General features: G+C 71.8%; 18 protein-coding genes. 11 read left to right on the top strand and 7 right to left on the bottom strand.

What is annotated here, in order from left to right; all coding sequences use genetic code 11:
- Positions 1-190 precede the first annotated feature (190 nt).
- Positions 191-2,353: an elongation factor G-like protein EF-G2 gene (locus HNR23_RS01580; protein WP_184072778.1), complete on the top strand. Its 2,163-nt coding sequence runs from the start codon at positions 191-193 to the stop codon at positions 2,351-2,353.
- A 195-nt stretch (positions 2,354-2,548) separates the two neighbouring features.
- Here the strand turns inward: HNR23_RS01580 and HNR23_RS01575 are convergent, their stop codons facing one another.
- Both HNR23_RS01575 and HNR23_RS01570 read right to left on the bottom strand, forming a co-directional pair.
- Positions 2,549-3,346 carry a M48 family metallopeptidase gene (locus HNR23_RS01575; RefSeq protein WP_184072776.1) on the bottom strand — a complete coding sequence of 266 codons (798 nt, stop codon included), beginning with the start codon at positions 3,344-3,346 and terminating at the stop codon, positions 2,549-2,551.
- Positions 3,347-3,464: 118 nt separating this feature from the next.
- On the bottom strand, positions 3,465-5,324 hold the full coding sequence (locus HNR23_RS01570) for an amidohydrolase (protein WP_184072774.1): 1,860 nt from the start codon (positions 5,322-5,324) through the stop codon (positions 3,465-3,467).
- 550 nt (positions 5,325-5,874) lie between these two features.
- On the opposite strand from HNR23_RS01570, the gene HNR23_RS01565 reads away from it, so the two are divergent.
- Positions 5,875-7,035 carry an acyltransferase family protein gene (locus tag HNR23_RS01565; RefSeq protein WP_184072772.1) on the top strand — a complete coding sequence of 387 codons (1,161 nt, stop codon included), beginning with the start codon at positions 5,875-5,877 and terminating at the stop codon, positions 7,033-7,035.
- Positions 7,036-7,137: 102 nt separating this feature from the next.
- Here HNR23_RS01565 and HNR23_RS01560 read toward each other — a convergent pair whose 3' ends face one another.
- The gene (locus tag HNR23_RS01560) at positions 7,138-8,136 is read right to left on the bottom strand and encodes a CDP-alcohol phosphatidyltransferase family protein (RefSeq protein ID WP_184072770.1); all 999 of its coding nucleotides are present in this window, start codon (positions 8,134-8,136) and stop codon (positions 7,138-7,140) included.
- A gap of 262 nt (positions 8,137-8,398) precedes the next feature.
- Here HNR23_RS01560 and HNR23_RS01555 point away from each other — a divergent pair, with 262 nt between their 5' ends.
- A complete protein-coding gene (locus tag HNR23_RS01555; protein WP_184072768.1) occupies positions 8,399-9,838 on the top strand; it encodes a GuaB1 family IMP dehydrogenase-related protein in 1,440 nt (479 codons plus the stop codon).
- Positions 9,839-10,051: 213 nt separating this feature from the next.
- On the opposite strand, the gene HNR23_RS01550 is transcribed toward HNR23_RS01555, so the two are convergent.
- Complete coding sequence (locus tag HNR23_RS01550; protein ID WP_184072765.1) at positions 10,052-10,555, bottom strand: nitroreductase family deazaflavin-dependent oxidoreductase; 504 nt, start codon at positions 10,553-10,555, stop codon at positions 10,052-10,054.
- Positions 10,556-10,805: 250 nt separating this feature from the next.
- Here HNR23_RS01550 and HNR23_RS01545 point away from each other — a divergent pair, with 250 nt between their 5' ends.
- The 7 genes from HNR23_RS01545 to HNR23_RS01515 all read left to right on the top strand — a co-directional run bounded on the left by HNR23_RS01545 (position 10,806) and on the right by HNR23_RS01515 (position 18,901).
- Positions 10,806-11,606 carry an ATP-binding cassette domain-containing protein gene (locus tag HNR23_RS01545; protein ID WP_184072763.1) on the top strand — a complete coding sequence of 267 codons (801 nt, stop codon included), beginning with the start codon at positions 10,806-10,808 and terminating at the stop codon, positions 11,604-11,606.
- Complete coding sequence (locus HNR23_RS01540; RefSeq protein WP_184072761.1) at positions 11,603-13,729, top strand: YhgE/Pip family protein; 2,127 nt, start codon at positions 11,603-11,605, stop codon at positions 13,727-13,729. Before HNR23_RS01545 ends, HNR23_RS01540 begins: the two co-directional genes overlap by 4 nt.
- Positions 13,730-13,825: 96 nt before the next feature.
- Complete coding sequence (locus tag HNR23_RS01535; RefSeq protein ID WP_184072759.1) at positions 13,826-14,404, top strand: TetR/AcrR family transcriptional regulator; 579 nt, start codon at positions 13,826-13,828, stop codon at positions 14,402-14,404.
- A gap of 252 nt (positions 14,405-14,656) precedes the next feature.
- Positions 14,657-15,421 (top strand): ATP-binding cassette domain-containing protein, encoded by a 765-nt coding sequence (locus HNR23_RS01530; RefSeq protein WP_184072757.1) that lies wholly within the window; start codon positions 14,657-14,659, stop codon positions 15,419-15,421.
- Positions 15,418-17,520 carry a YhgE/Pip domain-containing protein gene (locus tag HNR23_RS01525; RefSeq protein ID WP_184072755.1) on the top strand — a complete coding sequence of 701 codons (2,103 nt, stop codon included), beginning with the start codon at positions 15,418-15,420 and terminating at the stop codon, positions 17,518-17,520. The genes HNR23_RS01530 and HNR23_RS01525 overlap by 4 nt, the downstream gene beginning before the upstream one ends.
- Positions 17,521-17,911: 391 nt before the next feature.
- Positions 17,912-18,397, top strand: a complete 486-nt coding sequence (locus tag HNR23_RS01520) for a hypothetical protein (RefSeq protein ID WP_184072753.1) — start codon at positions 17,912-17,914, stop codon at positions 18,395-18,397.
- 108 nt (positions 18,398-18,505) lie between these two features.
- The gene (locus HNR23_RS01515; RefSeq protein WP_184072751.1) at positions 18,506-18,901 is read left to right on the top strand and encodes a DUF3592 domain-containing protein; all 396 of its coding nucleotides are present in this window, start codon (positions 18,506-18,508) and stop codon (positions 18,899-18,901) included.
- A 108-nt stretch (positions 18,902-19,009) separates the two neighbouring features.
- On the opposite strand, the gene HNR23_RS01510 is transcribed toward HNR23_RS01515, so the two are convergent.
- The 3 genes from HNR23_RS01510 to HNR23_RS01500 all read right to left on the bottom strand — a co-directional run bounded on the left by HNR23_RS01510 (position 19,010) and on the right by HNR23_RS01500 (position 24,132).
- A complete protein-coding gene (locus HNR23_RS01510) occupies positions 19,010-20,290 on the bottom strand; it encodes a styrene monooxygenase/indole monooxygenase family protein (RefSeq protein WP_184072749.1) in 1,281 nt (426 codons plus the stop codon).
- A gap of 165 nt (positions 20,291-20,455) precedes the next feature.
- Positions 20,456-23,443 (bottom strand): type I polyketide synthase, encoded by a 2,988-nt coding sequence (locus HNR23_RS01505; protein WP_184072747.1) that lies wholly within the window; start codon positions 23,441-23,443, stop codon positions 20,456-20,458.
- Positions 23,440-24,132, bottom strand: a complete 693-nt coding sequence (locus HNR23_RS01500) for a class I SAM-dependent methyltransferase (RefSeq protein ID WP_184072745.1) — start codon at positions 24,130-24,132, stop codon at positions 23,440-23,442. Before HNR23_RS01500 ends, HNR23_RS01505 begins: the two co-directional genes overlap by 4 nt.
- A 472-nt stretch (positions 24,133-24,604) precedes the next feature.
- On the opposite strand from HNR23_RS01500, the gene HNR23_RS01495 reads away from it, so the two are divergent.
- Entirely contained in the window at positions 24,605-25,603 is a 999-nt protein-coding gene (locus HNR23_RS01495; protein WP_184072743.1) for a glycoside hydrolase family 95 protein, read from the top strand.
- The last annotated feature ends 245 nt before the right edge of the window (positions 25,604-25,848 follow it).

Genomic DNA, 25,848 nt, shown 5'->3' with positions numbered 1-25,848 from the left:
GTTTTCCGGTGCTGCCCGCACGACCTGCCGCTTCGCCATGCCCGCCACACGCTGCGTCACCCTTTGTTTCCCGAAATGACCCCTTGTGATATCCGGCGCTACGGGTGACGGTAGAGAGTGTCCCGCGTCACACCCAACGCGGTGCGCCGGCGTCATCCGCATGGGAGCCGAAGGAAGAAGGTTGGGAAGCATGGCGGACAAATCCGGTCCAGCGACCACCGGCAGGGCACCTAAGGCCGACCGACCGACGGACATCCGCAACGTTGTTCTGGTCGGCCCGTCAGGAGCAGGAAAGACGACGCTGATGGAGGCGCTGCTGCACGCCTCCGGCGCCATCCCGCGTGCCGGGCGGGTCGAAGAGGGCACGACGGTCAGCGACCACGACGACGTCGAGATCCGGCAGAAGCGCTCGGTCAACCTCACACTCGCCCCGCTCCGCTGCGGTGGCGTGAAGCTGAACCTGCTGGACACCCCCGGCTACGCCGACTTCGTCGGCGACCTGCGCGCCGGGTTGCGCGCGGCCGACGCCGTGCTGTTCGTGGTCTCGGCGCTCGACGGCGTCGACGGCCGCACCCGGCTGCTCTGGGACGAGTGCGCCGCGGTGGGCATGCCGCGTGCCGTCGCCGTCACCAAGATCGACCACCACCGCGCCGACTTCGAGGGCACGGTGCGGGAGTGCCGGGAGGCCTTCGGCGACGGCGTCCTGCCCGCCTATGTGCCGGTGTACGCCGGTGAGGGGGACGCGCGCACCGTGCGCGGGCTGGTCGGGCTGATCTCGCAGCGCTACTACGACCACTCCGGCCCGGAGCGCGCCGAGGCCGCGCCGCCCGAGGGGCTGGACGGTGAGATCGAGGCGATGCGCAACGCCCTGATCGAGGGGGTGATCCAGGAGAGCGAGGACGAGGCTCTCATGGACCAGTACATGGAGGGCGCCGCGCTCGATCCGCAGTTGCTCATCGCCGACCTGGAGGCGGCGGTGGCCCGGGGCCACTTCCACCCGGTCCTCGCGATCTCCGCCACCCGGGGCGTCGGCGTCCACGAACTGCTCGACGAACTGCCCCGCGCCACCCCGTCCCCGGTCGAGCGCCCGCTCCCGGAGGACGTGACCACGGTGGACGGCAAGCCCGTCGCCGGGCTGACGGCCGACCCCGACGGCCCGCTGCTGGCCGAGGTGGTCAAGACGGCCAGCGACCCGTATGTGGGCCGGGTCAGCCTGGTCCGGGTGTTCTCCGGAACGCTGCGGCCGGACTCGGTCGTGCACGTCAGCGGGCACGGCTTGGCCGACCGCGGCCACGACGACCACGACGTCGACGAGCGCATCGGCGCGCTGTCCACGCCGATCGGCCGCGCCAACGAGCCGTGCGGCGAGGTCATCGCCGGAGACATCTGCGCGGTCGCCAAACTGACCCAGGCCGAGACCGGCGACACTCTCTCCGACAAGGAGCGCCCGCTGCGCATGCCGCCGTGGGAGTTCCCGGACCCGCTGCTCCCGGTGGCGGTGCAGGCCGCCGCCAAGAGCGACGAGGACAAGCTTTCCCAGGCGGTCTCGCGGCTGGCGTCCGAAGACCTGACACTGCGGGTGGAGGTCAACCCGGAGACCCACCAGATGGTGCTGTGGTGCACCGGCGAGGCCCACCTCGACGTGGCACTGGACCGGTTGACCACGCGCTACGGGGTCCGGGTCGAGACCGACGACGTGCGTATCCCGCTGCGCGAGACCTTCGCGGTCCCGGCGCAGGGTATGGGCCGCAACGTCAAGCAGAGCGGGGGTCACGGCGAGTACGGCATCTGCCGGATCCAGGTCGAACCGCTCCCGTCGGGCACCGGTCTGGAGTTCGTCGACAAGATCGTCGGCGGCGTGGTCCCGCGCCAGTTCATCCCGTCGGTGGAGAAGGGCGTGCGCGCCCAGATGGAGCAGGGGGTGAAGTCGGGCTACCCGCTGGTGGACATCCGGGTGACGCTGTACGACGGCAAGGCGCACTCGGTGGACTCCTCCGACATGGCCTTCCAGAAGGCCGGGAAGCTCGCCCTGAAGGACGCGGCCGAGCAGGGCAGGACGTCGATGCTGGAGCCCGTCGACGAGGTGACGGTGCTGGTCGCCGACGAGTACATGGGCGCGGTGATGAGCGACCTGTCGTCACGCCGCGGACGGGTCATCGGCACCGAGCCCCGGGAGACCGGGCGGACGCTGATCCGCGCCGAAGTGCCGCAACTGGAGATCGGCCGCTACGCGGTCGACCTGCGGTCCCTGTCGCACGGGACGGGTTCGTTCAACCGCCGCTACCTGCGGCACGATCCGCTGCCGCCGCAGCTGGCGGAGAAACTGCGCCAGGAGGAGCACGCCCCCTCCTGAGGCGGGTTCGGCGGATCATTCCCGGCTCGCGGCCACCGGAACGACGCTCGCTGCGCCGCTCCACTCGCCGAGTCGGCCTGGATCGACTCGGTGAAGCGGCGTGCGGGCGGCCGCCCGCTCACCGGCGAACATCCGCCGGACACGTCCTGGACGCGCACCGCCGGGCGGGCACCACCCGTGCTCCCGGGGCGGGTGTCACAGCACCCTGCCCGGGCGCGAGCGGTCGCGCAGCGCGTGGAAACGCCAGGTGTTCACCGGGTGGCTGGACAGAAGGTTCGCCAACATCACGAAGAAGCCGTGGTCGGTTCGGGCCCGGTCGGCGATGTCGGCGAAGTCGACCTCGCGGTACAGGTACTTTCCGGCGGCGAGGATGCGCAGCCCCTCGACGCCCTGCGGGCAGAACGCGTAGGCGTGGTTGTCGGCGGTGTACTCCTGGGCGCGGTTGAGCGTCGCCCCGATGCCGGGGATGACGTTGGCGACCGACACCCCGAACTGCCGCCAGTAGGAGCCGTGCCCGGCCGCGATGTGCCCGACCTCGTGTCCGATGACGAAGCGCAGCGCGTCCGGGTCGCGGAGGCGGCCGCCGACCTCGAAGAGGTCGCTGGTGACCGCGACGTAGCGGCGGAAGCCGTGCCCGGAGGCGAACGCGTTGAGCTGCCCGTTACCGAGCACCACGTAGGCGTCGGGGACCTTCGGCAGCCCGAGTTCGCGGGCGGCGTCGACGACCATCCGGTGCGCTGCGGGGAACTGCGTCTCCGAGATCCGCACCCCGTTGGACCGCTGTTTGGCATACAGGATCCCGCGTGCGAAGAAGACCGCCCCGGGAACGCTGAGCAGGAGCAGCGGCTGGCCGGTGTCACCGCCGACCGAGCGGTTCACCGCCCCCATGACCGCGAGCAGCGTGACCGCCACGCACATCCCCAGGAACAGGTTCTCTCGCGGGTGCCGCAACACCCGGCGCCGACGTCGGCTCCCCCACGTCACCCATCCCATCCGACCATTGTGGTGCCGCTCCGCCCTCTCCTCCGACGATCTCGGGAGACCGGTCCGAATTCGCACCGGAATTCGGACCGTTCTCCGGAGATCATCGGAGGGGGGCGGCGGAGGGAGCCTAGAGGCGGTAGGGCGGCTCTTCCTGCGGCGGGTCCTGGTCAGGGGTGTGCGCGGCACTGCCGGGGTAGGGGGTCGAGCCCTGGGGCGGCGGCGGGGCGGCGATCGGCGCGCCCTGGGGCGGCGGTGCCGCAACCGGGGTGCCCTGCGGCGGGGTGGGGGCCAGGACCGCGTCCTCCTCGGCCAGCAGCGCCGCCATGTCCGCGTTCTGGGTGGACTCCTCCACGTCGTCCCCGGAGGATCGGGTGCCGCCGGTCTCCTCCAGCAGCGCCGCCATGTCGGCCTGGTGCGTGGACTCGTCGTCGCTCTCCTCCCCGCCCGCGGCCGGTTCGTCGGCGCCCTCGGCACCGGGCTCCTCCGGGGCGGCGGCCTCGCCCGGTTCCGGTTCCGGCTCGGGGGCCGGGACCGGAGCGGCGGTCGCCATCGGGGCCGGTTCGGCGACGGTCGGGGCCGCGGGCTCGGCGAACGGCGCGGCGTCTGCCACGGCCGACTCCGGCGGTGCCTCGGCCGGGAACGCCTGCTGCTCCCCGGTCGGCGCGGCGTCCCGCTCCCGCCCCAGGTAGGTGAGGGCGCCGATGGTCAGCGCCGCGAGCCCGGCCCGCAGGGTGGGCTCGCGGTCCGGGGCGAAGAACGGCGAGTGGTTGCTCGGCACCGACGCCAGCTTCTCGTAGGGGGTGTCGCCCGGCGCCGCCTGCCACACGTCGTGCGGTGTCCCGCCGATGAACCAGTAGACGTAGGGGATCGGCTCCGGATGGCCGGGCAGGCCGAACGCACCGAAGTCCTCGCTGCCGGTCACCGGCTCGGGCAGGTCGATGACGTAGCCCTCGCCGAAGTACGCGCGGTGCGCCGCGGAGACGTCGCGGGTGTGGTCGGGGTCGTTGGCCGTCACCCCGGCTTGCTGGAGCACGGTGATCTCGGGGTCCCGCGGCGCGCCCGACGCGGCGGCCTCGGCCCGGACGATCCGGTCGATGGCCGAGCGCAGCCGCCCGGCCACCAGCTCGTTCAGGGCACGGGTGTTGATCTCCAGGTAGGCCTCGTCGGGGATGATGTTGGCCTTGGTCCCGGCGCGCACCATGCCGACCGTCACGACGGCCATCTCGCTGGGGCTGATCTCCCGCGAGACCACGGTCTGCAGCCGGGTGATGATGTTCGCGGCGATCACCACGGGGTCGACGGTGGCGTCGGGCCGTGAGGCGTGACCGCCGGATCCGAAGACCCGCACGGACATGGCTTCGCTGGCGGCGAGCAGGACACCGGCACGGTGCGAGACCATTCCGGCCGGCTGCGGGCCGACGTGCTGGCCGAGGATGACATCGGGGCGCCCGAAGCGCTCGTAGAGGCCGTCGGCCACCATGGCGTCCGCGCCCTCGATCGTCTCCTCGGCCGGCTGCGCGACGACCATGAGCGTGCCGCGCCACCGGTCGCGGGCCTCGGCGAGCAGGTCGGCGGTGCCCACGAGGCACGCGGTGTGCGCGTCGTGGCCGCAGGCGTGCATGATCGGGACCTCGTTGCCGTCGGCGTCGGTGCCGTGCGCGGTGCTCGCGTAGGGCAGCCCCGTCTTCTCCTCCATGGGCAGCGCGTCCATGTCGGCGCGCAACATGACCGTGGGCCCGTCGCCGTTGCGCAGAAGACCGACCACACCGGTGCCGCCGACACCGGTGGTCACCTCGAAGCCGGAGCGTGTGAGCCATTCGGCCACGGAATTGGCCGTCCGGTACTCGGCGTGCGAGAGTTCCGGGTTCTTGTGCAGGTCAACGTAGAACCCCTCGACGAGGGGGAAGATCTCGTCGACGAGTCGCATGACCGCGCCACCGTGCTGGGCTACGCGCCTGGGATCGACCGCGTGCGGCACCGCTTCCACCGCCTTCTTCCATCGGTTCGGCAGGCGGCCGGGGGGTGTCCGGCCACTTCACCGGCGGACGTCCGCCGCGCCGATTGTCTCGCTCGCCCCGGCGAATCTCAAACTCCCGCCGGGCTCCCTTCCGGGACGGCCATGCCCGGAAACCGGCCGATCTCACCACGAGAAACCTGGGAGAACCCTGAGTGATCGCCCAGCCTTCCGCACCGTTTCTCCACCTGTCGCTAGGGTCGGCGGCTACGGGGGATTACGGGGGGAATGAGCGGCCAAGTGCGTATCGTGCCTGATCCGAGCCATTACCGATGCGGCGCCCCCTACCGGACGTGCGCGATCGGTCACGGTACCCCGTGGCCTGGTCCGGCCATGGGCGGTAGGGTGCCCTCCCAGGGTTCACAGCCGATTCTCAGGCTGCGGTCATCGGCCCTCACCCCCGCCGGTTCCACCACACGCGATGGCGGCGGCGCGCCCCCGCTCCGCGCCGCAGGGGGCCGGTGGCCACCCGAACGTTCCGGCACGTCCCCACAGCCCCGAATCCGGTGACTTGGAGACACCAGTGGCCTCTATCTCGACACGTCCGTCCGAACCCGAACCCGAGCCCGGCGACGCCGACCCGTCACGGAAAACGCCCGAGGGGCGGAAGGAGCCTCCGCCACAGCCGCGTGACGCCCTACTCGACAACGCGAAGTTCCTGCTGATCCTGCTGGTGGTCATCGGTCACGTCATCGCACCGACCACCGAGACCCGCGAGGCCAATGCGGTCTACTTCTGGATCTACCTGTTCCACATGCCGGCGTTCGCGCTGATCAGCGGCTACCTGTCGAAGTCGTTCGACGGTTCGCCCGCGCGCATCGACCGGCTGCTGGCCACGGTCGCCGCGCCCTATCTCGTCTTCTGGGGCATCTATGCGCTGCAGTCGCTGAGCGTCCAGCGCGGGCTGCCCGACGGCCCGTTGGAGCCGCTGTGGCTGACCTGGTTCCTGGCCGCCCTGTTCGTGTGGCGGCTGACCGTCCCGCTGTGGAAGCGGCTGCGCTGGCCGCTGACCGCCGCCATCGCCATCTCGCTGTTCGGCGGCCTGGCGGCGACCGGCGACGCGCTGGGCATCTCGCGCATCATCAGCCTGCTCCCGTTCTTCGTCGCCGGGCTGCTGCTGGAGAAGCGGCACTTCGCGCTGCTCAGGGCGGGTTGGGTGAAGGCCGGCAGCGCCGTGCTCATGGTGGCGACGTTCATTCTCTGCTACGCCTATCTGGAGCAGCTGAGCCGGGAGTGGATCTACTGGCGGGAGAGCCTGACCGACCGGGACGTCGACATCCTCCCGGTGGGCCTGCCCGGACGCGTCGCCTTCCTGCTGCTCGCGTTCGCGCTGACCGCGGCGTTCCTCTCGCTCACGCCCCGCCGCACCACGTGGTACACCCGGCTGGGCGCGCTCACCATGTACGTGTTCCTGCTGCACGGACTGGTGATCCGGATCTCCGACCAGTTCGGCTGGTACGACTACTCCAACGCGGTGTTCGGCCCGCACGGCTCGTTCGCCGTGAACCTGCTGCTGTCGATCCCGGTGACGCTGGCGCTGTGCTCGCCGTGGGTGCGCCGGGCCACCAGGTGGGCCGTGGAGCCGTCGGTCGGTTGGGCCATCCGGCGCGGAACCGGGCAGGGTGCGCCTTCCGGCAGCGGCCCCTCCGGCGAGGCACGCCGCCTGGAGTACGCCGCCCGCTGACCTCCTCGCAGCGCCCCACCGCCTCCGATGGTCTCGGAAACCGCCGACCGCGCAGCGGTAGTGGGTCGGCGGCCCCGGGACCGTCGGAGGGGCGGGGTGGCCTCAGGCCTGGAGCCTGGCGAGTTCCCGGGTGAAGTCGCGGGTGGCCAGCCACAGCTTGTAGATGATGACGACCTCGAACGCCGCCAGCGCGAGGCAGGAGAACACCGTCACCGGGATGATCAGGCTGCTCAGGCCCGTGACGAGCGAGAGGAGCGCGGTGAGCGGCGCGACGACGCACACGAACATCTCGAACTCGATCCCGCTGAACAGGTGCGGGCGGACCCGGCTGCGCAGCAGGGCGTCGCGGACCCGCTCGTAGGCGCCGAACCTGCGGCTGAACCCCTGGTGCACGTCGATGACCCGCGCCCCGGCCGGGTGCCGGCCGTTGCGCACATCCTCGGCCTTCAGCTCGGGGTTGTCCCGCAGGACCTCCTCCATGAAGACGACGCGGTCCTCCCCGTTCTCGCCGTCCTCTCCTTCCCCGCGCCGGCCCTCCGCCGTCTCGGTGCTCTCCGGGTCGTCGACCGTCCCGTCCACGGCCCGGCCCTCGGCCGCGGCGCGCAGCTTCTCCCGCATGGCGCTGCGGGTCTTGGCGACCTGCGAGCCGTTCAGGTAGCGGAACAGGTCGAGGAAGATCACCACCGGCGCGAGCACGAGGTAGGCGACCTGGCCGGTGGCGGCCCACTGGCCGATCAGCAGCGCCATCATGCAGCCGAAGAACCGGACGCGGTCGAAGACGAAGTCCACCCACGCGCCGAAGACCGAGCCGTTGTTCTTCAGCCGCGCGATCTTGCCGTCCATGCAGTCCAGCACGAAGCTCAGGTGGAACAGCAGAGCACCGAGCACCAGCCACGGCCAGTCGGCGAGCGCGAAGGACACGGCGGCGCCCACCCCCAGCACGCCCGCGCCGAACGTGATCTGGTTCGGCGTGATGTTCGTGCGGTTGGCGGTCCACACCACCAGCCGGGACGCCAGCGGGTCGACGAGGAACACCGTCCACCAGGCGTCGCGGCTCTTGTAGGTGCGCTCGCGGACGTCCGCGAGTGTGAAGCTCGTCATGTCGTCTCCTGCGGGACTCCGGCCCCGTGCCGCGTGTCGGATTTCGACCACGCAGGGTGATCGCTCACGCTCGGGTGAGCGGGGAGGGTATCCGGGTGGGGAGGGGATCTGTGTCAGCCGCCGATCATTCCAGACGACATGTCACCTGGGCTAATCGGTCCGGCAATAATGTGTAGGTAAGAGGGGGTTCGATCCGGTCTCCACTCATCGCGGTGGCGCCCGGCACCGTCCGCCCCGAACGGCTTCGACCGAGGTAGCAGGCGTGCACTTTCTGAACAACCAGGTCCCCGACCATGACCTGACCTACAGCGACGTGTTCATGGTCCCCCGGCGCTCGGCCGTGGGATCCCGGCTGGACGTGGATCTCGCCTCGCACGACGGCACGGGTACCACCATCCCCATCGTAGTCGCGAACATGACCGCGGTGGCGGGCCGACGCATGGCCGAGACGATCGCCCGCCGCGGCGGGATCGCCGTGATCCCGCAGGACATCCCGATCGACGTCGTGACCGAGGTCATCGGCTGGACCAAGCAGCGCGACCTGGTCATCGACACCCCCATCACGCTCAGCCCGCACAGCACCGTCGGCGACGCGCTGAACCTGCTGCCCAAGCGGGCGCACAACGCGGTCATCGTCATCGACGAGAACCGGCACCCGCTCGGCGTGGTCACCGAGAACGACTGCGTGGGCGTCGACCGCTTCACCCAGCTGCACGAGATCATGTCGGCCGACCTGCTGACGATCCCGGCGGGCACCGACCCGAAGGAGGCCTTCGGGACGCTCTACGACTTCCGGCACCACCTCGCGCCGGTCATCGACGACAAGGGCGCGCTGGTCGGCGTGCTCACCCGCACCGGCGCCCTGCGCTCGACGCTCTACGAGCCGGCGCTGGACTCCGGGGGGCGGCTGCGCGTGGCCGCCGCCATCGGCATCAACGGCGACGTCGCCGGGAAGGCGGCGGAGCTGCTGGAGGCCGGGGCCGACACCCTGGTCGTCGACACCGCCCACGGTCACCAGGAGAAGATGATCTCCGCGCTGAGCAAGGTGCGCGCGCTGGACCCGCAGGTGCCGATCGTGGCCGGCAACGTCGTCACCGCAGAGGGCACCCGCGACCTCATCGAGGCCGGAGCCGACATCGTCAAGGTCGGCGTGGGCCCGGGCGCCATGTGCACCACGCGGATGATGACGGCGGTGGGACGGCCGCAGTTCTCCGCCGTCCTGGAGTGCGCGGCGGCAGCCCGCGAGCTGGGCAGGTCGGTGTGGGCCGACGGCGGCGTGCGGCACCCGCGCGATGTCGCGCTGGCCCTGGCCGCCGGTGCCTCCAACGTGATGATCGGCTCCTGGTTCGCCGGGACCTACGAGTCCCCGGGCGACGTGATGCGCGACGCGCAGGGCCGGCTGTACAAGGAGAGCTTCGGCATGGCATCCGCGCGCGCCGTCAAGCTGCGGACCTCGGAGGACTCCCCGTTCGACCGCGCCCGCAAGGCGCTGTTCGAGGAGGGCATCTCCACCGGCCGCATGTACCTGGAGGCCGAGCGGCCGAGCGTGGAGGACCTGGTCGACGACATCATCGCGGGCGTGCGCAGCTCGATGACGTACGCCGGGGCGACGACGCTGGAGGAGTTCCACGAGCGCGCCACGGTCGGTGTGCAGAGCGCCGCGGGCTACAGCGAGGGCATGCCGGTGCCGAGCGGCTGGTAGGCCGGGCCTCGCTGCCGGCGGCGGAGCCGGCACGGAAGCGCACGGGAACGGTCGGGCGCGGAACGCCGCACGAGGGCGCGCCGACACCGGCATTCCCGCGGAGGGGAGCTCCCACCATGGTCGTGGGGGCTCCCCTCCCGCGTTCCCGGTGACGTGGACGGCCGCACCGGGTGCGCGCACCGGCCCCGGGCCTGCGGGGCCTGCGGGAACGGATCAGGCGGCCGGTCGGGCGGCGGCCTCGCAGATCACGACCGGGATGACCCGGTCGGTCCAGGACTGGTAGTCGGCGTAGTCGGGGTAGAGCTCGACGAGCCGCGGCCACAGTTCGGCGCGTTCGAGGTCGTCGGCGACCCGGGCGCGCATGCGGCGCATCCGGCCGCCGGTCTGCACGATGACGGTGGGCTCCGCGAGGATGTTGCGGAACCACAGGGGGTGCCGCTCCATCCCGCCCTGGGAGGCGACGACGACCACGCGCTCACCCTCGGAGCCGGGGTCGCTCAGGTAGAGCAGCGGAGCGGTGCGCAGCCGCCCGGTCTTGCGCCCGCGGGTCGTCAGCAGGCACACGGGGATGCCGTCGGGGGCGCCGCTGTGCGCGGGGAGCCTGCCGCCGACGTAGCCGTCGGTGGCCCGGTAGGCGAAGGCGTTCACGCGCGACATGATCTTCAGGGCCCGCTTGGTGAGCGGGGAGTCGAGCGCGGCCGGGCGCTGACGAGGCATGGCTGGGCTCCTCCGATCGCAGGGGGATGGAGCCGACGCTATGCCTCCTGCCCCCACCGGGGGAACACATCCCACGAAATTGGCCGATTTCAGCCATCTGCTGCGGTCAGGCGGTCGTGCCGTGCTCGCACTCCCCTCCCTGTAGGCAGAACTGTGTCCCAACCCACGTTTGCGGGCGCCACGAACGGGTTCTCGTGCGTACTATTTTTGAACTGACTGGTCAGTTCAAATACGTGAATGGGAGCTGGGGATGCGTCGGGCCACAGGAGCCAGAGTCGAAGCCGACCACCTCGAACTACACACCCGCCAAGGCACCGTCTACACCGACATCACCTTCACCGCCCACCCCGGCACCATCACCACCTTCCACGCCGACTCCGGCACCGGCCGCACCGCACTCCTGCTCACCCTCGCCGCCCGCATGACCCCCACCAGCGGCACCCTCACCATCGACGGCCACCCCCACCCCAAAAAAGCCCGCACCATCCGCCACATCGCCGCCCTCGCCCACACCCCCGGCGTCAACGACCTCGACAACCACCTCCGCGTCCACGAACACCTCACCGAACGCCACTACCTCCGCCTCCGCCCCGCCAACACCACCCTCACCGACACCGCACTCACCCACGCCGGCCTCGCCGACCTCGACACCACCCGCCTCATCTCCGACCTCACCGCCAACGAGAAAACCCGCCTCGGCATCGCCCTCGCACTCATCGACGAACCCCGCCTCCTCCTCATCGACAACATCGACAACGGCCTCTCCCCCACCCACCGCACCCACCTCTGGCACACCCTCACCGACCTCGCCCACCACGGCCTCACCATCATCACCACCACAACCGACCCCACCTGCACCCCCACCGACACCACCCTCATCCCCCTCACCCGACCCGAGAACGAATACGTCCCGCCGCCCCTCCCGCGAGGGCGACACCGGAGGCTGAGCCTGGCCGGGCTGCTGGGCCGGGGCGAGGGCAAGGGCGAGGGACGGCGCAACGGGTCGGGCACGGGCGACGACGAGAAGAAGACGAAGGAGAAGAACGCGTGAAGCTCCCGAAGGTCCGGATACTGCCGGCACTGCGGCTCGGCGGGCTCTCGGTGCGGTCCTTCTTCCGCTCACCACTGCCGGTCGCCGCCCTGGCCGCACTGGCGCTCATCCCGCTGCTGTACTCCGGGCTGTACCTGGCGTCGTTCTGGGACCCCTTCGGCAAGATGGACAACCTGCCGGTGGCCCTGGTCAACGAGGACGAACCGGTCACCGTCGACGGCGAGGAGACCCACGCCGGCCAGGACATCACCGACGAACTCCTGGAGGGCGGCGACCTCGACTGGCGGCTCGTCGACGCCGACGAGGCCGCCGACGGCGTGGCCACGGGCCGCTACTACGTCTCCCTCACCATCCCCCACGACTTCAGCGCCAACCTGGCCTCTCCCTCCGAGGACGAGGCCGACCCGGTGCCGGCCATGCTGGAGGCGCACTACAACGACGCCAACAGCTACATCGTCCGCCAGCTCATGGGATCGGCGTTCAAGGAGATCCAGGCCGCGGCCGGCAAGAGCGCGACCGGCAAGTACCTCGACTCGATGTTCCTCGGCTTCAACGACATCCAGGACAAGACCGAGGAGGCCGCCGACGGCGCCGGGCAGCTCGCCGACGGCACCGACGACGCCAAGGACGGCTCCGGCAAGCTCTACACCAACCTGGGCGACGCCAAGGACGGCTCGTCCCAGCTGCGCGACGGCATCGGGGAGCTCTACGACGGGTCCAAGAAGCTCGCCACCGGCGCCACCAAGGCCTCCAAGGAGGTGGCGGAGAAGACCGACAAGCTCAACGACGCCGCCGACGAGTGGATCCCGGTCATCCGGAACGATGCGCCGAAGGTCAAGGACACGGCTGACGAGATCAGCGACCTCGCCGACGCCGTCGCCCACCCGGAGGACCACCTCCCGAACCTGCCCAAGGCGCAGGCGGGCGCGACGAAGACCCCCACCGACTTCCAGTCCTACCTGGACGCCAACCCCGACCTGCAGCAGAGCGACCCGCAGCTCTACGCCCTACTCACCGACGGCAAGAAGCTCGCCGACCGCGCCGGGGGCTCCGGCGGCAGCGGGGGCTCCGGCGGCACCGTCGAGGTCGACAAGGACAAGATCGACCAGATCCAGTCCAAGGCCGACAAGCTCAGCAAGGACGCGCACAAGGTCTCCGAGGCGGCCGGGGACGCCGACGACTACATCGACAAGGCCGAGGACGCCGTCGACAAGGTCAACGACCTCAACGACGGCCTCGCCGACCTCGCCAAGGGCAACCGCGACCTGCGCGACGGGCTGAAGAAGGCCAACACCGGCATCAAGGACCTCGACACCGGTATCGGACTGCTGCACTCCGGCGCCGGTGACCTCGACGAGGGCATCGGCAAGATCAAGGACGGCCAGCACGAGCTCGCCGACGGCCTGGAGGAGGGCGCCGAGGCGATCCCGACGTTCGACGACGGCGAGCGCGACACCAGCGGCGACATGATGAGCAAGCCGGTGCGGCTCAGCGACAGCATCGACAACGAGGCGCCGCAGTACGGCACCGGGTTCGCCCCGTTCTTCGTCGCCCTGTCGCTGTGGGTCGGCGCGATGATGACCTTCATGGTGCTGCCGGCCGTCTCCAAGCGCGGCCTGGCCGGAACCGCGCCCTCGTGGCGGGTCGCGCTGGCCGGGTGGCTGCCGCCCGTGGCCATCGGCATCGCCCAGGTGCTGGTGATGATGTCCGCCCTGCACCTGCTGCTCGGTCTGGAGGCGGCGCGCTGGGGCGGCGTGATCGGCCTGCTCGTGCTGACCGTCGGCGCCTACTGCGCCGTCGTGCAATGGGCGTCCGTGCAGTTCGGGACGGCCGGGCGGATCGTGTCGCTGGTACTGCTGATGCTCCAGCTCACCTCGGCCGGGGGCACCTACCCGATCGAGACCAGCCCGGGCTTCTTCCAGGCCATCGCCCCCTACCTGCCGATGAGCCACGTGGTGCAGGCGCTGCGCATCCTCATCAGCGGAGGCGACCTGGGCGCCGTGTGGACCGCCTGCGGGGTGCTCGCCGCCTACCTCGTCGGGGCACTGGCGCTGACGTGGTTCGCGGTGTCGCGCAAGCGGATGTGGACCATGAAGGACCTCCACCCGGCGCTGAAAGTCTGATCCGACGCAACGGGGCGGCCGCGTGTGCGGCCGCCCCAGACGGGAGAACCGATAATGGGTACCGCGCTACATCCCCCATCCCACCAGGAGCGGCCCATGAGCACGCGGCGCGAGGCGACCCGCCGGCGCCTGTTCGAGGCGGCGGTCACACTGATCTCCGAACAGGGCTTCGGCGCCACGTCCGTGGACCAGATCGCCGAGCGCGCCGGAGTCGCCAAGGGGACGGTCTACTACAACTTCTCCGGCAAGGCGGAGCTGTACCGCGCGCTCATGGAGTGGGGCGTGCAGCGGCTCACCGACCACCTGAACGTGGCCGCGGTCGGGCCGCCGCGCGAGGCGCTGGCCAATGTGCTGCGCACCGAGCTGGAGTTCATCGGTACCCATGAGTCGCTGGCCCGGCTGCTGATGGCGGAGGCCTGGCGGACCCGGCAGAGCTGGTACGACACGGTCCGCCAGATCCGCAGCGGGGCGATCGGCGTCATCTCCGGGCTGCTGGAGGACCTGGTCGCCGAAGGGGATCTCCCCGGCGACCTCGACATCGGCGTGGCGGCCTCCGGCCTGTTCGGCATGGTCCTGACCGTCGCCCTGGACTGGCGCACCCTGCAGCCGGAGCGCCCCGTGGAGGAGATCCACGCGACGCTGGTCCGGCTGATCGACGGCTTCCTCACCACCTAGACGCCCCGACCACCGCGCCGTGTGCTCCCGGCGGCCCTGCGGCGGCCGGGAGCACACGGCGCGCCTCCACCCGATAAGGCCATGGTCCATCACGGACCATGGCCTTATCGGTACGCACTTCCCCAAATCCACGCGTGGCGCGTTGTGTGCCGCTACGTCGGAGTTCGAAGCTCGAATCGGGGTCGGCCGGGCCGCGCCGCCCCGACCACGTGTCAGGCACGGACGCACGAAGCGGGGTGAGAGGGGGCAGGCATGCGTCGGGCCACAGGAGCCAGAGTCGAAGCCGACCACCTCGAACTACACACCCGCCAAGGCACCGTCTACACCGACATCACCTTCACCGCCCACCCCGGCACCATCACCACCTTCCACGCCGACTCCGGCACCGGCCGCACCGCACTCCTGCTCACCCTCGCCGCCCGCATGACCCCCACCAGCGGCACCCTCACCATCGACGGCCACCCCCACCCCAAAAAAGCCCGCACCATCCGCCACATCGCCGCCCTCGCCCACACCCCCGGCGTCAACGACCTCGACAACCACCTCCGCGTCCACGAACACCTCACCGAACGCCACTACCTCCGCCTCCGCCCCGCCAACACCACCCTCACCGACACCGCACTCACCCACGCCGGCCTCGCCGACCTCGACACCACCCGCCTCATCTCCGACCTCACCGCCAACGAGAAAACCCGCCTCGGCATCGCCCTCGCACTCATCGACGAACCCCGCCTCCTCCTCATCGACAACATCGACAACGGCCTCTCCCCCACCCACCGCACCCACCTCTGGCACACCCTCACCGACCTCGCCCACCACGGCCTCACCATCATCACCACCACAACCGACCCCACCTGCACCCCCACCGACACCACCCTCATCCCCCTCACCCGACCCGATGGGGACCGGCCGCGCGGGCGCCACAGCGGCGGCGACACCCGTGTCCTGCCCCTCGACACCGGGCACGTCGGACGGCACCGCTTGCCCGAGCGGACAGAACCGGAGGGCGACGCATGACGCGGCCCCGGCTCCGCCTCCTGCCCACCCTGCGCATCGCGTGGCTCTCGGTGCGGTCCTTCTTCCGCGCCCCGCTGCCCCTGGCGGCGCTCATCGCGCTCGCCCTCGTCCCGCTCCTCTACTCGGGCCTGTACCTGTGGGCGTTCTGGGACCCCTTCGGGAGGATGAGCAGCCTGCCGGTGGCCCTGGTCAACGAGGACGAACCCGCCACCGCCGACGGCGAGGAGCTGCGGGCCGGCGACGACCTCACCGACGAACTCCTGCGGCGCGGTGACCTCGACTGGCACCTCGTCGAGGCCGACGAGGCCGCCGACGGCGTGGCCGCGGGCCGCTACTACGTCTCCCTCACCATCCCCCACGACTTCAGCGCCGACCTGGCCACGCCGTCCGACGAGGAGGCGCTGCCCATCCCCGCGCGGCTGCGGGCGCACTACAACGACGCCAACAGCTACATCGTCCGCGAACTGCTCGCCGCGGCGTTCAAGGAGATCCAGTCCGCGGCGGGGCGGACCGCCACCGAGGACTACCTGGAGCGGATGTTCCTCGGCTTCAACGACATCCACGATGAGACCGAGGAGGCCGCCGACGGCGCCGGGCGGCTCGCCGACGGCACCGACGACGCCAAGGACGGCTCCCGGCGGCTGCACGACGGGCTCGGCGACGCAGAGGAGGGGGCGGACGAGCTCGGCTCGGGCATCGGCGACCTCTACGACGGTTCCCGGGAACTGGCCGACGGAGCCACCGCCGTCTCCGGGGAGGTCGCCGACGCCACGGCCCGGCTCGACACACTGGCCGACGAGTGGGTCCCCGTCCTGCGCACCGACACTCCGGCGATCGAGTCGACGGCCCGCTCCGTGGCCACCGCGGCCTCCACCCTGTCCGCCGCGCTGGGGCGGCTGCCGGACTGCTGCGCCCAGGGGGTGGTCCGGGCCGAGGGCATCCGCGACCGGCTCCGCGACCACCTGGCCGCCCACCCGGACCTGGAACAGGACGACCCCGAACTGCACACGCTGCTCACCGAGGCGCGGCAGGTCGCCGAACGGGCGGTACGGCTCAACGCCTTCGTCCGGGACAGCGGCGGGCAGATCGCCGATGTGAAGCGGAAGGCCGACCGCGTCGCCGCGCTCGCCTCCGCGCTCGCGCGGGATGCGCCGACTCTGGCCGACGACGCCGAGGCGGCCCGGGACAAGGTCGACGCACTGGACGCGGCGCTCGCCGACATCGCCCGGGGCAGCCGCGACCTGCGCGACGGCCTGGCGAGCGCGGACAGCGGCGCCAAGGACCTGGACGAGGGCATCCGCGACCTGCACTCCGGCGCGGGCGACCTCGACGAGGGGATCGGCGAGCTGCGGGACGGCGCGCACGAGCTGGCCGACGGCCTGGTCGAGGGCGCGGACGACATCCCCACGTTCGACGCCGCCGACCGGCGCGACCGCGGGAACATGATGAGCGAACCGGTGCGGCTCAGCTCTACCATCGACAACGAGGCCCCGGACTACGGCACCGGGTTCGCCCCGTTCTTCATCGCGCTGTCACTGTGGGTCGGCGCCATGGTCATCTACATCGTGCTGCCGCCGCTGAGCGGGCGCGGGCTGGCGTCCACCGCGCCGTCCTGGCGGATCGCGCTGGCCGGGTGGCTGCCGGGGTTCGCCATCGCCACCGCCCAGGTCGTGCTGATGCTGGGGGTGCTGCACCTCGGCCTGGGCCTGCAGGCACGGCACTGGCCCGGCGTGGTCGGCGTGCTCGTGCTGGCCGCGGGGGCCTTCACCGCCGTCGTGCACTTCCTCGTCGCCCGGTTCGGCGCGGTCGGCAAGGGGGTGGCCCTGGTCCTGCTGATGCTGCAGCTGACCTCGGCGGGCGGCACCTACCCGATCGAGACCAGCCCGGTCTTCTTCCGGGAGGTCGGCCCGTACCTGCCGATGAGCCACGTGGTGGAGGCGCTGCGCCACCTGATCAGCGGCGGCGAGCTCACCGCGGTGTGGGAGGCCGTCCGGGTGCTCACCGCCTACCTGGTGGGCGCGCTGGTGCTGAGCTGGATGTCGGTGGAACGACGACGGACCTGGTCCATGAAGGACCTGCACCCGCCCCTGAAGATCTGAACCGCCGTCGGCGCAGATCCCAGTGCAGGTCCTCCACCAGAGTGTCCGCTCTGCACGTTTCGAAGGCGGGCCCGGATACGAGAAAACTCCATCCGAGCCCGCCGATCGCCCGGGGCCTGGTGCGCGCCCAGCGTTGTCTAGGCCCCTGTCCTCACTACCCGGCCGTCCGGGACACCCCCGTTTGCATCCCTTTCGACCGTGGTCCCCACCGTAAGTTCGCGCGCTGATCCCCGGCATCGACCCACCGGCGTATTCACCTCTCCATCCCTGGGGGGTACCCCCTTCCTCCTCCCGGCGGAGGGGTCTCACCTCCACGGTCAGACCCCCAGTTCACGGGGGTGGGAAGCAGCCGCCGCGCCGGCCACCGGGCGGATCCTGGCAGTATGGGCGGATGGCCGATCTGCGGTGGGAGGACGTCCGGGGCCTCTTCGACCCCGAACCGAACGGCACTCTGCCCGACGTCCACGTCCCCGACACGTCGGTCGCGGACTGGCAGGCCGTACTCGACCTGGTCCGGGCGCGCGGGTGGAGGTACGCGTACACCGAGGAGGGGGCGGTGTGCCGGCTGCCCACCGCCGAGCGGATGGTCGCCCGCCGCGACGAGGCCGACCCGCAGCTGCGGGTGTGGCCCGACCCCGGCGTGCTCGCGATCTTCCGCCCGCACTCCGCCGAGCAGATCGACTTCGACGTGGACCTCCGGGAGCTGCAGGGCCAACAGCGGCTGGACGTGCTGTGCGGGTTCCTCCGCGCGATCGGGCGCCGCCTCGGCAAGCCCGTACTGATGACGCCGGAGGGCGGGTCCCCCCACGCGGACCTCGGCTTCGACGTCACCGCCGACCGCGTCGTCCTGCTGACCGACCCCGACCCGGACACCTGAGCGGGCCGCCCGTCGCGCGGCGGCGGGACCGGGCCCCTGGCCGGTACGGGACCGAGTTCGCTACGGTACCCCCGACATCACCGAGACCAGAGTGCACTGGATACCACCTTGGCGGACTTGTACCCCCTGTTGCCCATCATCTCGGGCGTGGTGATGCTGGGCGTGCTGTTCCGGCACCTCAGCTTCTCCGCGCTGCTGGCCGCACGCGGCGCCCGCGCCGAAGGCGAGATCGTCGGCTACACCGAGTCGAGCACCTCCGCGTGCATGATCGTGCGCTTCCACACCGAGGACGGCCGCGTCATCGACGCCAAGCACGAGAACACCGGCTGGACGGCCTCGCGCCACGGCGACCTGGTCACCGTCGACTACGACCCCGACCGCCCCGAACACGCCCGCATCGTCGCCGCCCCCTGGCTCAGCCCGTGGGTCCGCAACATGTTCACCACGGTGGGGCTGCTGCTCATCGGCATCGGCTCCCTGCTCGCCTACCTGGCCTGGTGGTGAGGGTCCCTCCCGCCCCTCCGTCGATCTCGGGAGAGCGGCCGGAACCTCGTCGAGAGTTCCGGCCGCTCTCCCGAGGTCGACGGAGGCGGCGGTGGGAACGGGTGGGGGCTACCCGAACCGCGAGATGTAGGCGCGGGCCTTGGCCGGGTCGAACATCCACTTCTCGTAGTCGTCCGGGCGGTCGAAGCCGGTGATCCACCGGTCGCGGACCTCCGGGTGGGCGACGACCGCCTCGATGAGCTCGGGGAAGTGGTCGGGCAGGGAGTTGGCCCAGAAGCCGGTGACCATCTCGCTGAACACCGCCGCGTGCCGACCGGTGTCCTCCCAGAACGCGTCGAAGGTCTGCTCCATCCACTCCTCGGTGAACGGGGCCTCCCCCCTGTAGGTGATCGCGTGCAGGTAGGCGTCGGCGCACAGGGTCGAGTTGTTCCACCCCTGACCGCTGATGGGGTCGCTGGACAGCACCACGTCGGCCATCCCCAGGACGCGTCCCCCGGAGGGCAGGACGCCCACCGGGCGGCGGACCTGCGGCACGATCCGGTCGATGCTCGCGGCCCGGTCGTCGACGAGGGCGGCCCCCTCGCAGCGCGCGGCCACGTCGGGGACGTGCTCGCGCAGGCGGCCCATGAGGGCGTCGAGGATCTCCTGCTCGGTGGCGCGCCCCCCGATGTCGGGGCCGCAGTCCAGCGCGGAACCCGGGCGCCCCTTGACGAACACACTGGTGGCGGGGCCGTCGGCGCACAGGATCGGGACGATGAAGACCTCGCCGCCGGGCAGCAGGCCGCCGTCGGCCGCTTCGCGGGGACCCAGCGAGATCGCCTCGCCGAGCCCCTGCTCCCCCGTGCCCTCCGGCGGGGCGACCCCCGTCAGCAGCGCCTGAGTGAGCACGCCCTCATGAGCGCCGCCCGAGCGGGTGGGGTCCGGGCCGAACAGGGCGCCGAGCTCGCCCGCGCCGACCGCGACGATGATCAGGTCGTACATGCGGGTGAAGTAGTCGAGGTCGCTGACGGTGACGCCGTGGATGGTGACCTTGCCACCGCGGTCCTCGAAGTGCTCCAGCCAGTCGGCCATCTTCATCCGGCGGTCGACCGAAACGCCGTAGCCGGTGGTGAACGTGCCGGTGAACTCGATGGGGGACGCGCCCTGGGGGCGCAGGGACAGCCGCGCGCCGGTGTAGCGGGGCGCCTGGTCCCGCCACCGGTCGAGGCGGGCCGCCCGCTCCATCTCCAGGACGCGCGGCATGGTGAGCTGAGTGGCCGAGGGGCGGCCGGTGCGGATCTCGGTGGAACTCTGAGCGGTGACGATCGTGGTGTCGTAGCCGTGGTCGAGCAGGGTGTGGGCGAGGTGGAGCCCGCTCTGGCCGGCGCCGACGATCATTATTCTGCGCACATCATCTCCTCACTGTCCGTAACCGGCCGAGGCGCGGCTCTGCGGGGCCTGGGCATGTTCGCGCACACGTGGGGTGATGAGCCGGAATCGAGGCATCGGCCGGATAGCGGGGTCATCGTCCCACAGACCGCCCCCGCGTCCGAAGGGGGCGGCCATGCGGATTTCTCATGCGGGAGCGACGCAGTGCTCGACCCGGGTACCGGGCCGGTCGGTGCCGGGGTCCTCGGTCCGCGTCCCGCCCTGGTCGACGGCCCACAGCGCCAGCTCCCGGCCGAGGCCGACGAGGGTCGAGTCGGGGACCACCGGGATGTCGGCGCCGGTGATCCTGCGCAGGCGGGCCCGCAGCCGGAACACGTCCAGCGAGCCCACACCCAGCTCGTAGAGCGGGGCGTCGGCGGCGAGCCCTCCGTCGGGCCGCCCGGTGAGCCCGGCGACGAGGTCGCCCAGCAGGCGGACGGCGGCCGTGTCGCGCTCCCGGTCGCTCGCGGCGCACCGGACCGCGTCGACAGCGCGGCTCAGCGCGTCGTCGTGCTCGGCTCCCGGCCGCGACCAGCGGCGCAGCGGAAGGTCCACGGCGTCCAGGTCGGCGGGCACCGGCCAGGCGGGGGTGCGGCCGTGGGCGGCGACCTCGCCCAGTGCGCGCAGCAGGTCGGCGTGTTCGTCGTAGGCGCCGTCGGTGTCGGGGCGCGTGGCGGCGACCACCGGGGCATCGTCGGCGTCGTAGCCGGGCACGTCGGCGATGACGTCGGCCAGCGCTCCGGCCAGGACCGGGCGCGGCGCGATCTCGACGAAGAGGCAGCGGTGCCGCGCCGCCAGTTCGGCCACGACCGGCTGCAGGCGGACGGGGGCGCGCAGCTGACGGCCCCAGTAGGCGGCATCGAGGTCGGTGCCGTCGATGGGGGCGGCGGTCGCGGTCGACCACATGGCGGTGTGCCCGCCCTCCGGGCGCAGACCGGCCAGCGCCTCCTCCAGTCGGGCGGTGCGTTCGGCGATGAGGGGGCTGTGGGCGGGGGTCGCGTCGTCGAACAGGCGGGCCTGCGCCCCCTCGCGGGTCAACCGCTCGTGCAGGTCGGCCAGGGCGGCGTGGGCGCCGGCCAGGACGGTGGCGCGCGGGCCGTTGTACACGGCCACGCTCGCCCCGGACTCGGCCGCGGCCTTCTCCGCGGCCTCGGCGCCCAGGTCGGTGGCGAGCAGCCCGCCGTGGGCGGAGGCTTCGGCGAGCAGCGCCGAACGCTCGACCACCAGGCGCGCGGCGTCCTGTAGGCCGAGGGCCCCGGCGGTGTGAGCGGCGGCGGCCTCGCCGATGGAGTGGCCGACCACGATGTCGGGTGTGATGCCGCGCTCCCGCCACAGCGCGGCCAGACCGACCTGGGCGGCGAACAGCGCGGGCTGGATGGTGTCCATACCGCGCAGGGGGTCGCCGGGTGTCCAGGGGGCGCGGTCCAGGTGGGCGGCGAGTGCCGCGTGGGCGGCGTCGCGGGCGGCGGCGAAGGCGGGCTCGGTGGCGGCGAGGCGCTCCCCCATCCGCGTCCAGTGGGCGCCGTGGCCGGAGAACACGAACACGACGCGCTCGACGTCCCGTGCCGTATGCGGGCCCGCCAGGGCCGGGTGCTCCCGGCCGCGGGCGAGCGCGTGGAGCGCCGCCCGCGCCGTCTGCGGGCTGTCGGCGACGACGGCGGCGCGCCGCCCCAGGTGGTCGCGGCGGTGCGCGGCGGTGGCCGCGAGCGCCCGCAGGTCCTCGTCGGGCCGGATGCGGTCGGCCCAGCGGCGGGCGGTGGCGGCCAGCGCGGCGGGGGTGCCGGCCGACACGGGGATCAGCCGGGCGGAGTCCGTCGCGGCGGCCCCCGTGGCCTCGTCGCGGGGATCACGGGTGTCGGCCGCCGGCTCAGGTGACCGGAGGACGACGTGGGCGTTGGTGCCGCCGAAGCCGTAGGAGCTCACCCCGGCGACGCGGACCTCGCCGGCGGGCCACGGCCGCGGCTCGGTGGGGACCACCAGCCCGTCCTTGGGCATGCGCCGGCGCGGCTGGGTGTGGTGGATGACGGGGGGAACGGTGGCGTGCCGCATGGCCAGCACCGTCGAGATGAGGCCGACGATCCCGGCCGCGCCCTCGGTGTGGCCCAGGTTGGACTTGACCGCGCCCACGAGCAGCGGGCGCTCCCGCCCCGGCGCGCGGCCCAGGACCGCGCCCAGCGAGCGCACCTCGACGCTGTCGCCGTCGCGCGTGCCGGTGCCGTGGGCCTGGACGTAGTCGACGGTGGCGGGGTCGACACCGGAGCGCCCGTAGACGCGTCGCAGCAGCTCGCTCTGGCTCTCGGGGCTGGGGCGGACGATGCCGGTGCGCGAGCGGCCGTCGGAGTTGACGCCGCTGCCCACGGCCAGGGCGCGCACGGGAGAGCCCTGGGCGCGGGCGTCGTCGGCGCGCTGGAGGACCACGACACCGGCGCCCTCGGAGCGGACGTAGCCGTCGGCCTTCTGGTCGAAGGGACGGCAGCGGCCGCCGGGGCCGAGGATGCCGGAGGCGCGGAAGGCGACCGAGTGGTTCTCCTTCAGCAGGACGTTGGACCCGCCCACGATCGCGAGGTCCACGTCGCCCGCGCGCAGGGCCGTGATGGCGCTGTGCACGGCGACCAGGCTGGAGGAGCACGCGGTGTCGATGGTCATCGACGCACCGCGCAGGTCGAAGTGGTAGGAGATGCGGTTGGCGAGGATGCTGGGCGCCGCGCCGAGGGCGGTGAGGACGGTGTCGTAGCGCGGGCCGAGGGAGATGATGGCCTGGTCGACGGCGGCCGACCCGATCCACACGCCGGTGTTGCTGCCGCGGAGGGAGGCGGGGGCGATTCCGGCGTCCTGCAGGGCTTCGTCGACCAGTTCGCACAGCCAGCGCTGCTGCGGGTCCATGATGTCGATCTCGAAGTCGGGGACGTCGAAGTGGTCGCCGTCGAACCCCTGGAACTCGGTGGGGGACAGCAGGCCGGCGGGCAGGAGCTCCGCCGGCCGTTCGTCACCGGGGGCGAGGGTGTCGCTGATGAGGTCGCGCCCGGTGAGCAGGGCGTCCCACAGCTCGGCCGGGGTGCTGACGCCCCCGGGCAGGCGGCAGGACATCCCGGTGATCGCCACGTCGACGGCGCCGCGAAGGACCGGTGCGTTCATCGTGCATCCGCCTCCCACAGCGCCGTGCAGCCGCGCACCCGCACGCGCACGTTGTCGAAGCGCGCTTCGAGTTCGGCGCGCAGGTCGGTGGAGCTGTCGTTGGCGTTGGTGAAGAAGTCGCGCTTGTTGTAGGTGGAGATCAGGAGCCGGGCCACCGGCCAGCGGCGGGCGAACGGAACGTCGTTGACGATGGTGGATCCGAAGAACCGGCCGCCAGGGGCCAGCACGCGGGCGGCCTGGTCGAAGAAGGCGGTCTTGGCGGCGAACCCGCGGCCCTGGTCGGGGAGGGTGTGCAGCATCAGCGAGGCGCAGACCGAGGTCAGGCTGTCGTCCTCCAGCGGCCAGGTGGCCAGCGCGTCGGCCTGGTGGGTGACCGGGGAGAAGCGGCGCAGGCGGTGCGCGGTCATCTGGAGCGGGACGGCGTTGATGTCGAGCATGTGCAGCTCGTCGAAGTCGGCCCGCCCGGCCGGTGCGCCGGCCGTGTCCAGCAGCTTGCCGGTGCCGACCCCCACGTCGAGGTGGCGCTCGCGCAGGTTGCGCCGGTAGTGCTCGACGAGCCGGGGCTCGGAGCAGCCCCAGGCGAGGCGTGTGGAGAGGGTGCAGACGATGAGGTCGTAGCGGCGCATCCACCGGTCGGTGTAGACGATCGCGGTGGGCTGGTCACCGGTGGAGGGGGTGCTGTGGGCCATAGGGGATGCTCCGGTTCGTGGGCAGGGAACAGACAACCCGGAAATCGAGGAGCGAGATTCAACGAATCACGCAAAAGGCATGGTGGCGCTGACCCGACCGCGAACTCAGGGGGTGCGAAGTGTGATGTATGTCGCCAGAACACACAGTGTCGCCGCGGCATCCGACCCCTCGGGGCCCACCGGGCGGCCGACCACCGCACCACCGCAGGTAACGACGTTCACGAAGGCCCCGACGACCAGCGCTCTCCTGAACACGGCCCATAATCCGATCACCCAACGTGATCGGACTCTGGTCACGAATCCGGGACGCCCGCCGCACCGACCGGGAATCGTCCCTACACAATCCACCGAATAGGCCCAGCCGAAACCACGCCCTGCTGACCCGCCTCGCCACCGTGCGATCATCACCACTTTCTCCGCTTTCGACCGCAATCCCACGAACCTCCCTCACCGGCCGGGATATAACTGTCCGGTGCTCATGGAGAAGTTCGTCAACGCCGTCGCCACCGTCATGGACAAGACCTCCGGCATGGAGGTGGGGTGGGAGGTCTGGGACGACCCGGAGATGGACCGCGTCCTTCCCGACATCCGCGCCGGGCGGCTGGCCCCTGGACTGGAGCTGATCAAGGCCGCCGGAAGCAACTGGGACCTGCGGGCGATCCGGGCCAACATCCTCGCGCGGGAGGCGGCTTCCCGGTTGGACGCCATCGAACGCCTCGCGGGAGACGACGCCGACGGCCTCCTCTGGCTCGGCTGCGCGCGCATCCGGGCCGCGTGGAACATCCGCGGCGCCGCCCGCGCCAGGTACGTCAGCAGTGAGCGGTTCGAAGGGTTCTGGGCGCTGCTCGCGACGGCATCCGACCCCCTTCTCCGGGCCGCGCAACTGCGGCCGGACGACCCCGTCCCGTGGGACTGCCTGCAGTGGTTCGGCCTCGGCATGCAGTTGGACCGCTCCGAGATGGACGGCATCTGGGACGAGGTGCGCACACGCGCGCCGCAGACCTTCGCCGGCCACTACTCCCGAGCCCAGGTCCTGTGCCGGAAGTGGCAGGGCTCGCACGACGAGCTCCTCGCCTTCGCACGCGAGGTGGCCGACTCCTGCCAGGCGGGTGACCCGCGTTCCGCCGTGCTCCCCCTCGCCCACTTCGAGGTCATCGCCGACCTGCTGAACGATGTCCCGGACGACGTGAACCACGCGTCGTTCGTCCGCGACTGCATCTCCAGCCCGCCGGTGGCCGCGGAGATCGCCGAGGCCGCCGACCGCTGGCTCGTCGCCCCGCACCCCAACCCGCAGTCGGCCGTCGCCGCCCACCTCTTCGGAGCGGCCGCCTACTTCGCGGGCGACACCCGGCGCGCCCGCCGGCTCCTCGCCTGCGCGGGAAGCCGCGTCTCCGCCTACCTCCCCTGGGGCATCGTCCACATCGCCCCGGGCCACGCCTACGCCAAAGCCCGACGAGAACTCGGCATCTGAACCCCCCGGCCCCCACCGTCCCGGTATCCGTCACCACCCGACGGCAGCCCGCATCGGAAAAGCACCGCCATATCGACCGCGAACCACATAGCCGATTTCCACTTCCCACCGAAACCCACCCGCCACTAGGGCGTGTTTGACGGATCATTCCCGGCTCGCGGCCACCGGAACGACGCTCGCTGCGCCGCTCCACTCGTAAAGCCGACCTGGATTGACTTCGTGAAGCGGCTTGCGAGCGCCGCCCC

It is taken from the genome of Nocardiopsis mwathae (assembly GCF_014201195.1).
GTDB classification, from domain to species: domain Bacteria; phylum Actinomycetota; class Actinomycetes; order Streptosporangiales; family Streptosporangiaceae; genus Nocardiopsis_C; species Nocardiopsis_C mwathae.
The sequence above is the reverse complement of the archived record's forward strand: the minus strand, read 5'-3'. Positions and strand labels throughout refer to the sequence as shown.

What these genes read in the sequence shown, in the direction of transcription:
- HNR23_RS01550 (WP_184072765.1), bottom strand. Translation starts at nt 10,555, where the DNA reads ATGCCTCGTCAGCGCCCGGCCGCGCTCGACTCCCCGCTCACCAAGCGG.
- HNR23_RS01520 (WP_184072753.1), top strand. Translation starts at nt 17,912, where the DNA reads ATGGCCGATCTGCGGTGGGAGGACGTCCGGGGCCTCTTCGACCCCGAA.
- HNR23_RS01580 (WP_184072778.1), top strand. Translation starts at nt 191, where the DNA reads ATGGCGGACAAATCCGGTCCAGCGACCACCGGCAGGGCACCTAAGGCC.
- HNR23_RS01545 (WP_184072763.1), top strand. Translation starts at nt 10,806, where the DNA reads ATGCGTCGGGCCACAGGAGCCAGAGTCGAAGCCGACCACCTCGAACTA.
- HNR23_RS01505 (WP_184072747.1), bottom strand. Translation starts at nt 23,443, where the DNA reads ATGAACGCACCGGTCCTTCGCGGCGCCGTCGACGTGGCGATCACCGGG.
- HNR23_RS01525 (WP_184072755.1), top strand. Translation starts at nt 15,418, where the DNA reads ATGACGCGGCCCCGGCTCCGCCTCCTGCCCACCCTGCGCATCGCGTGG.
- HNR23_RS01560 (WP_184072770.1), bottom strand. Translation starts at nt 8,136, where the DNA reads ATGACGAGCTTCACACTCGCGGACGTCCGCGAGCGCACCTACAAGAGC.
- HNR23_RS01575 (WP_184072776.1), bottom strand. Translation starts at nt 3,346, where the DNA reads ATGGGATGGGTGACGTGGGGGAGCCGACGTCGGCGCCGGGTGTTGCGG.
- HNR23_RS01535 (WP_184072759.1), top strand. Translation starts at nt 13,826, where the DNA reads ATGAGCACGCGGCGCGAGGCGACCCGCCGGCGCCTGTTCGAGGCGGCG.
- HNR23_RS01500 (WP_184072745.1), bottom strand. Translation starts at nt 24,132, where the DNA reads ATGGCCCACAGCACCCCCTCCACCGGTGACCAGCCCACCGCGATCGTC.
- HNR23_RS01530 (WP_184072757.1), top strand. Translation starts at nt 14,657, where the DNA reads ATGCGTCGGGCCACAGGAGCCAGAGTCGAAGCCGACCACCTCGAACTA.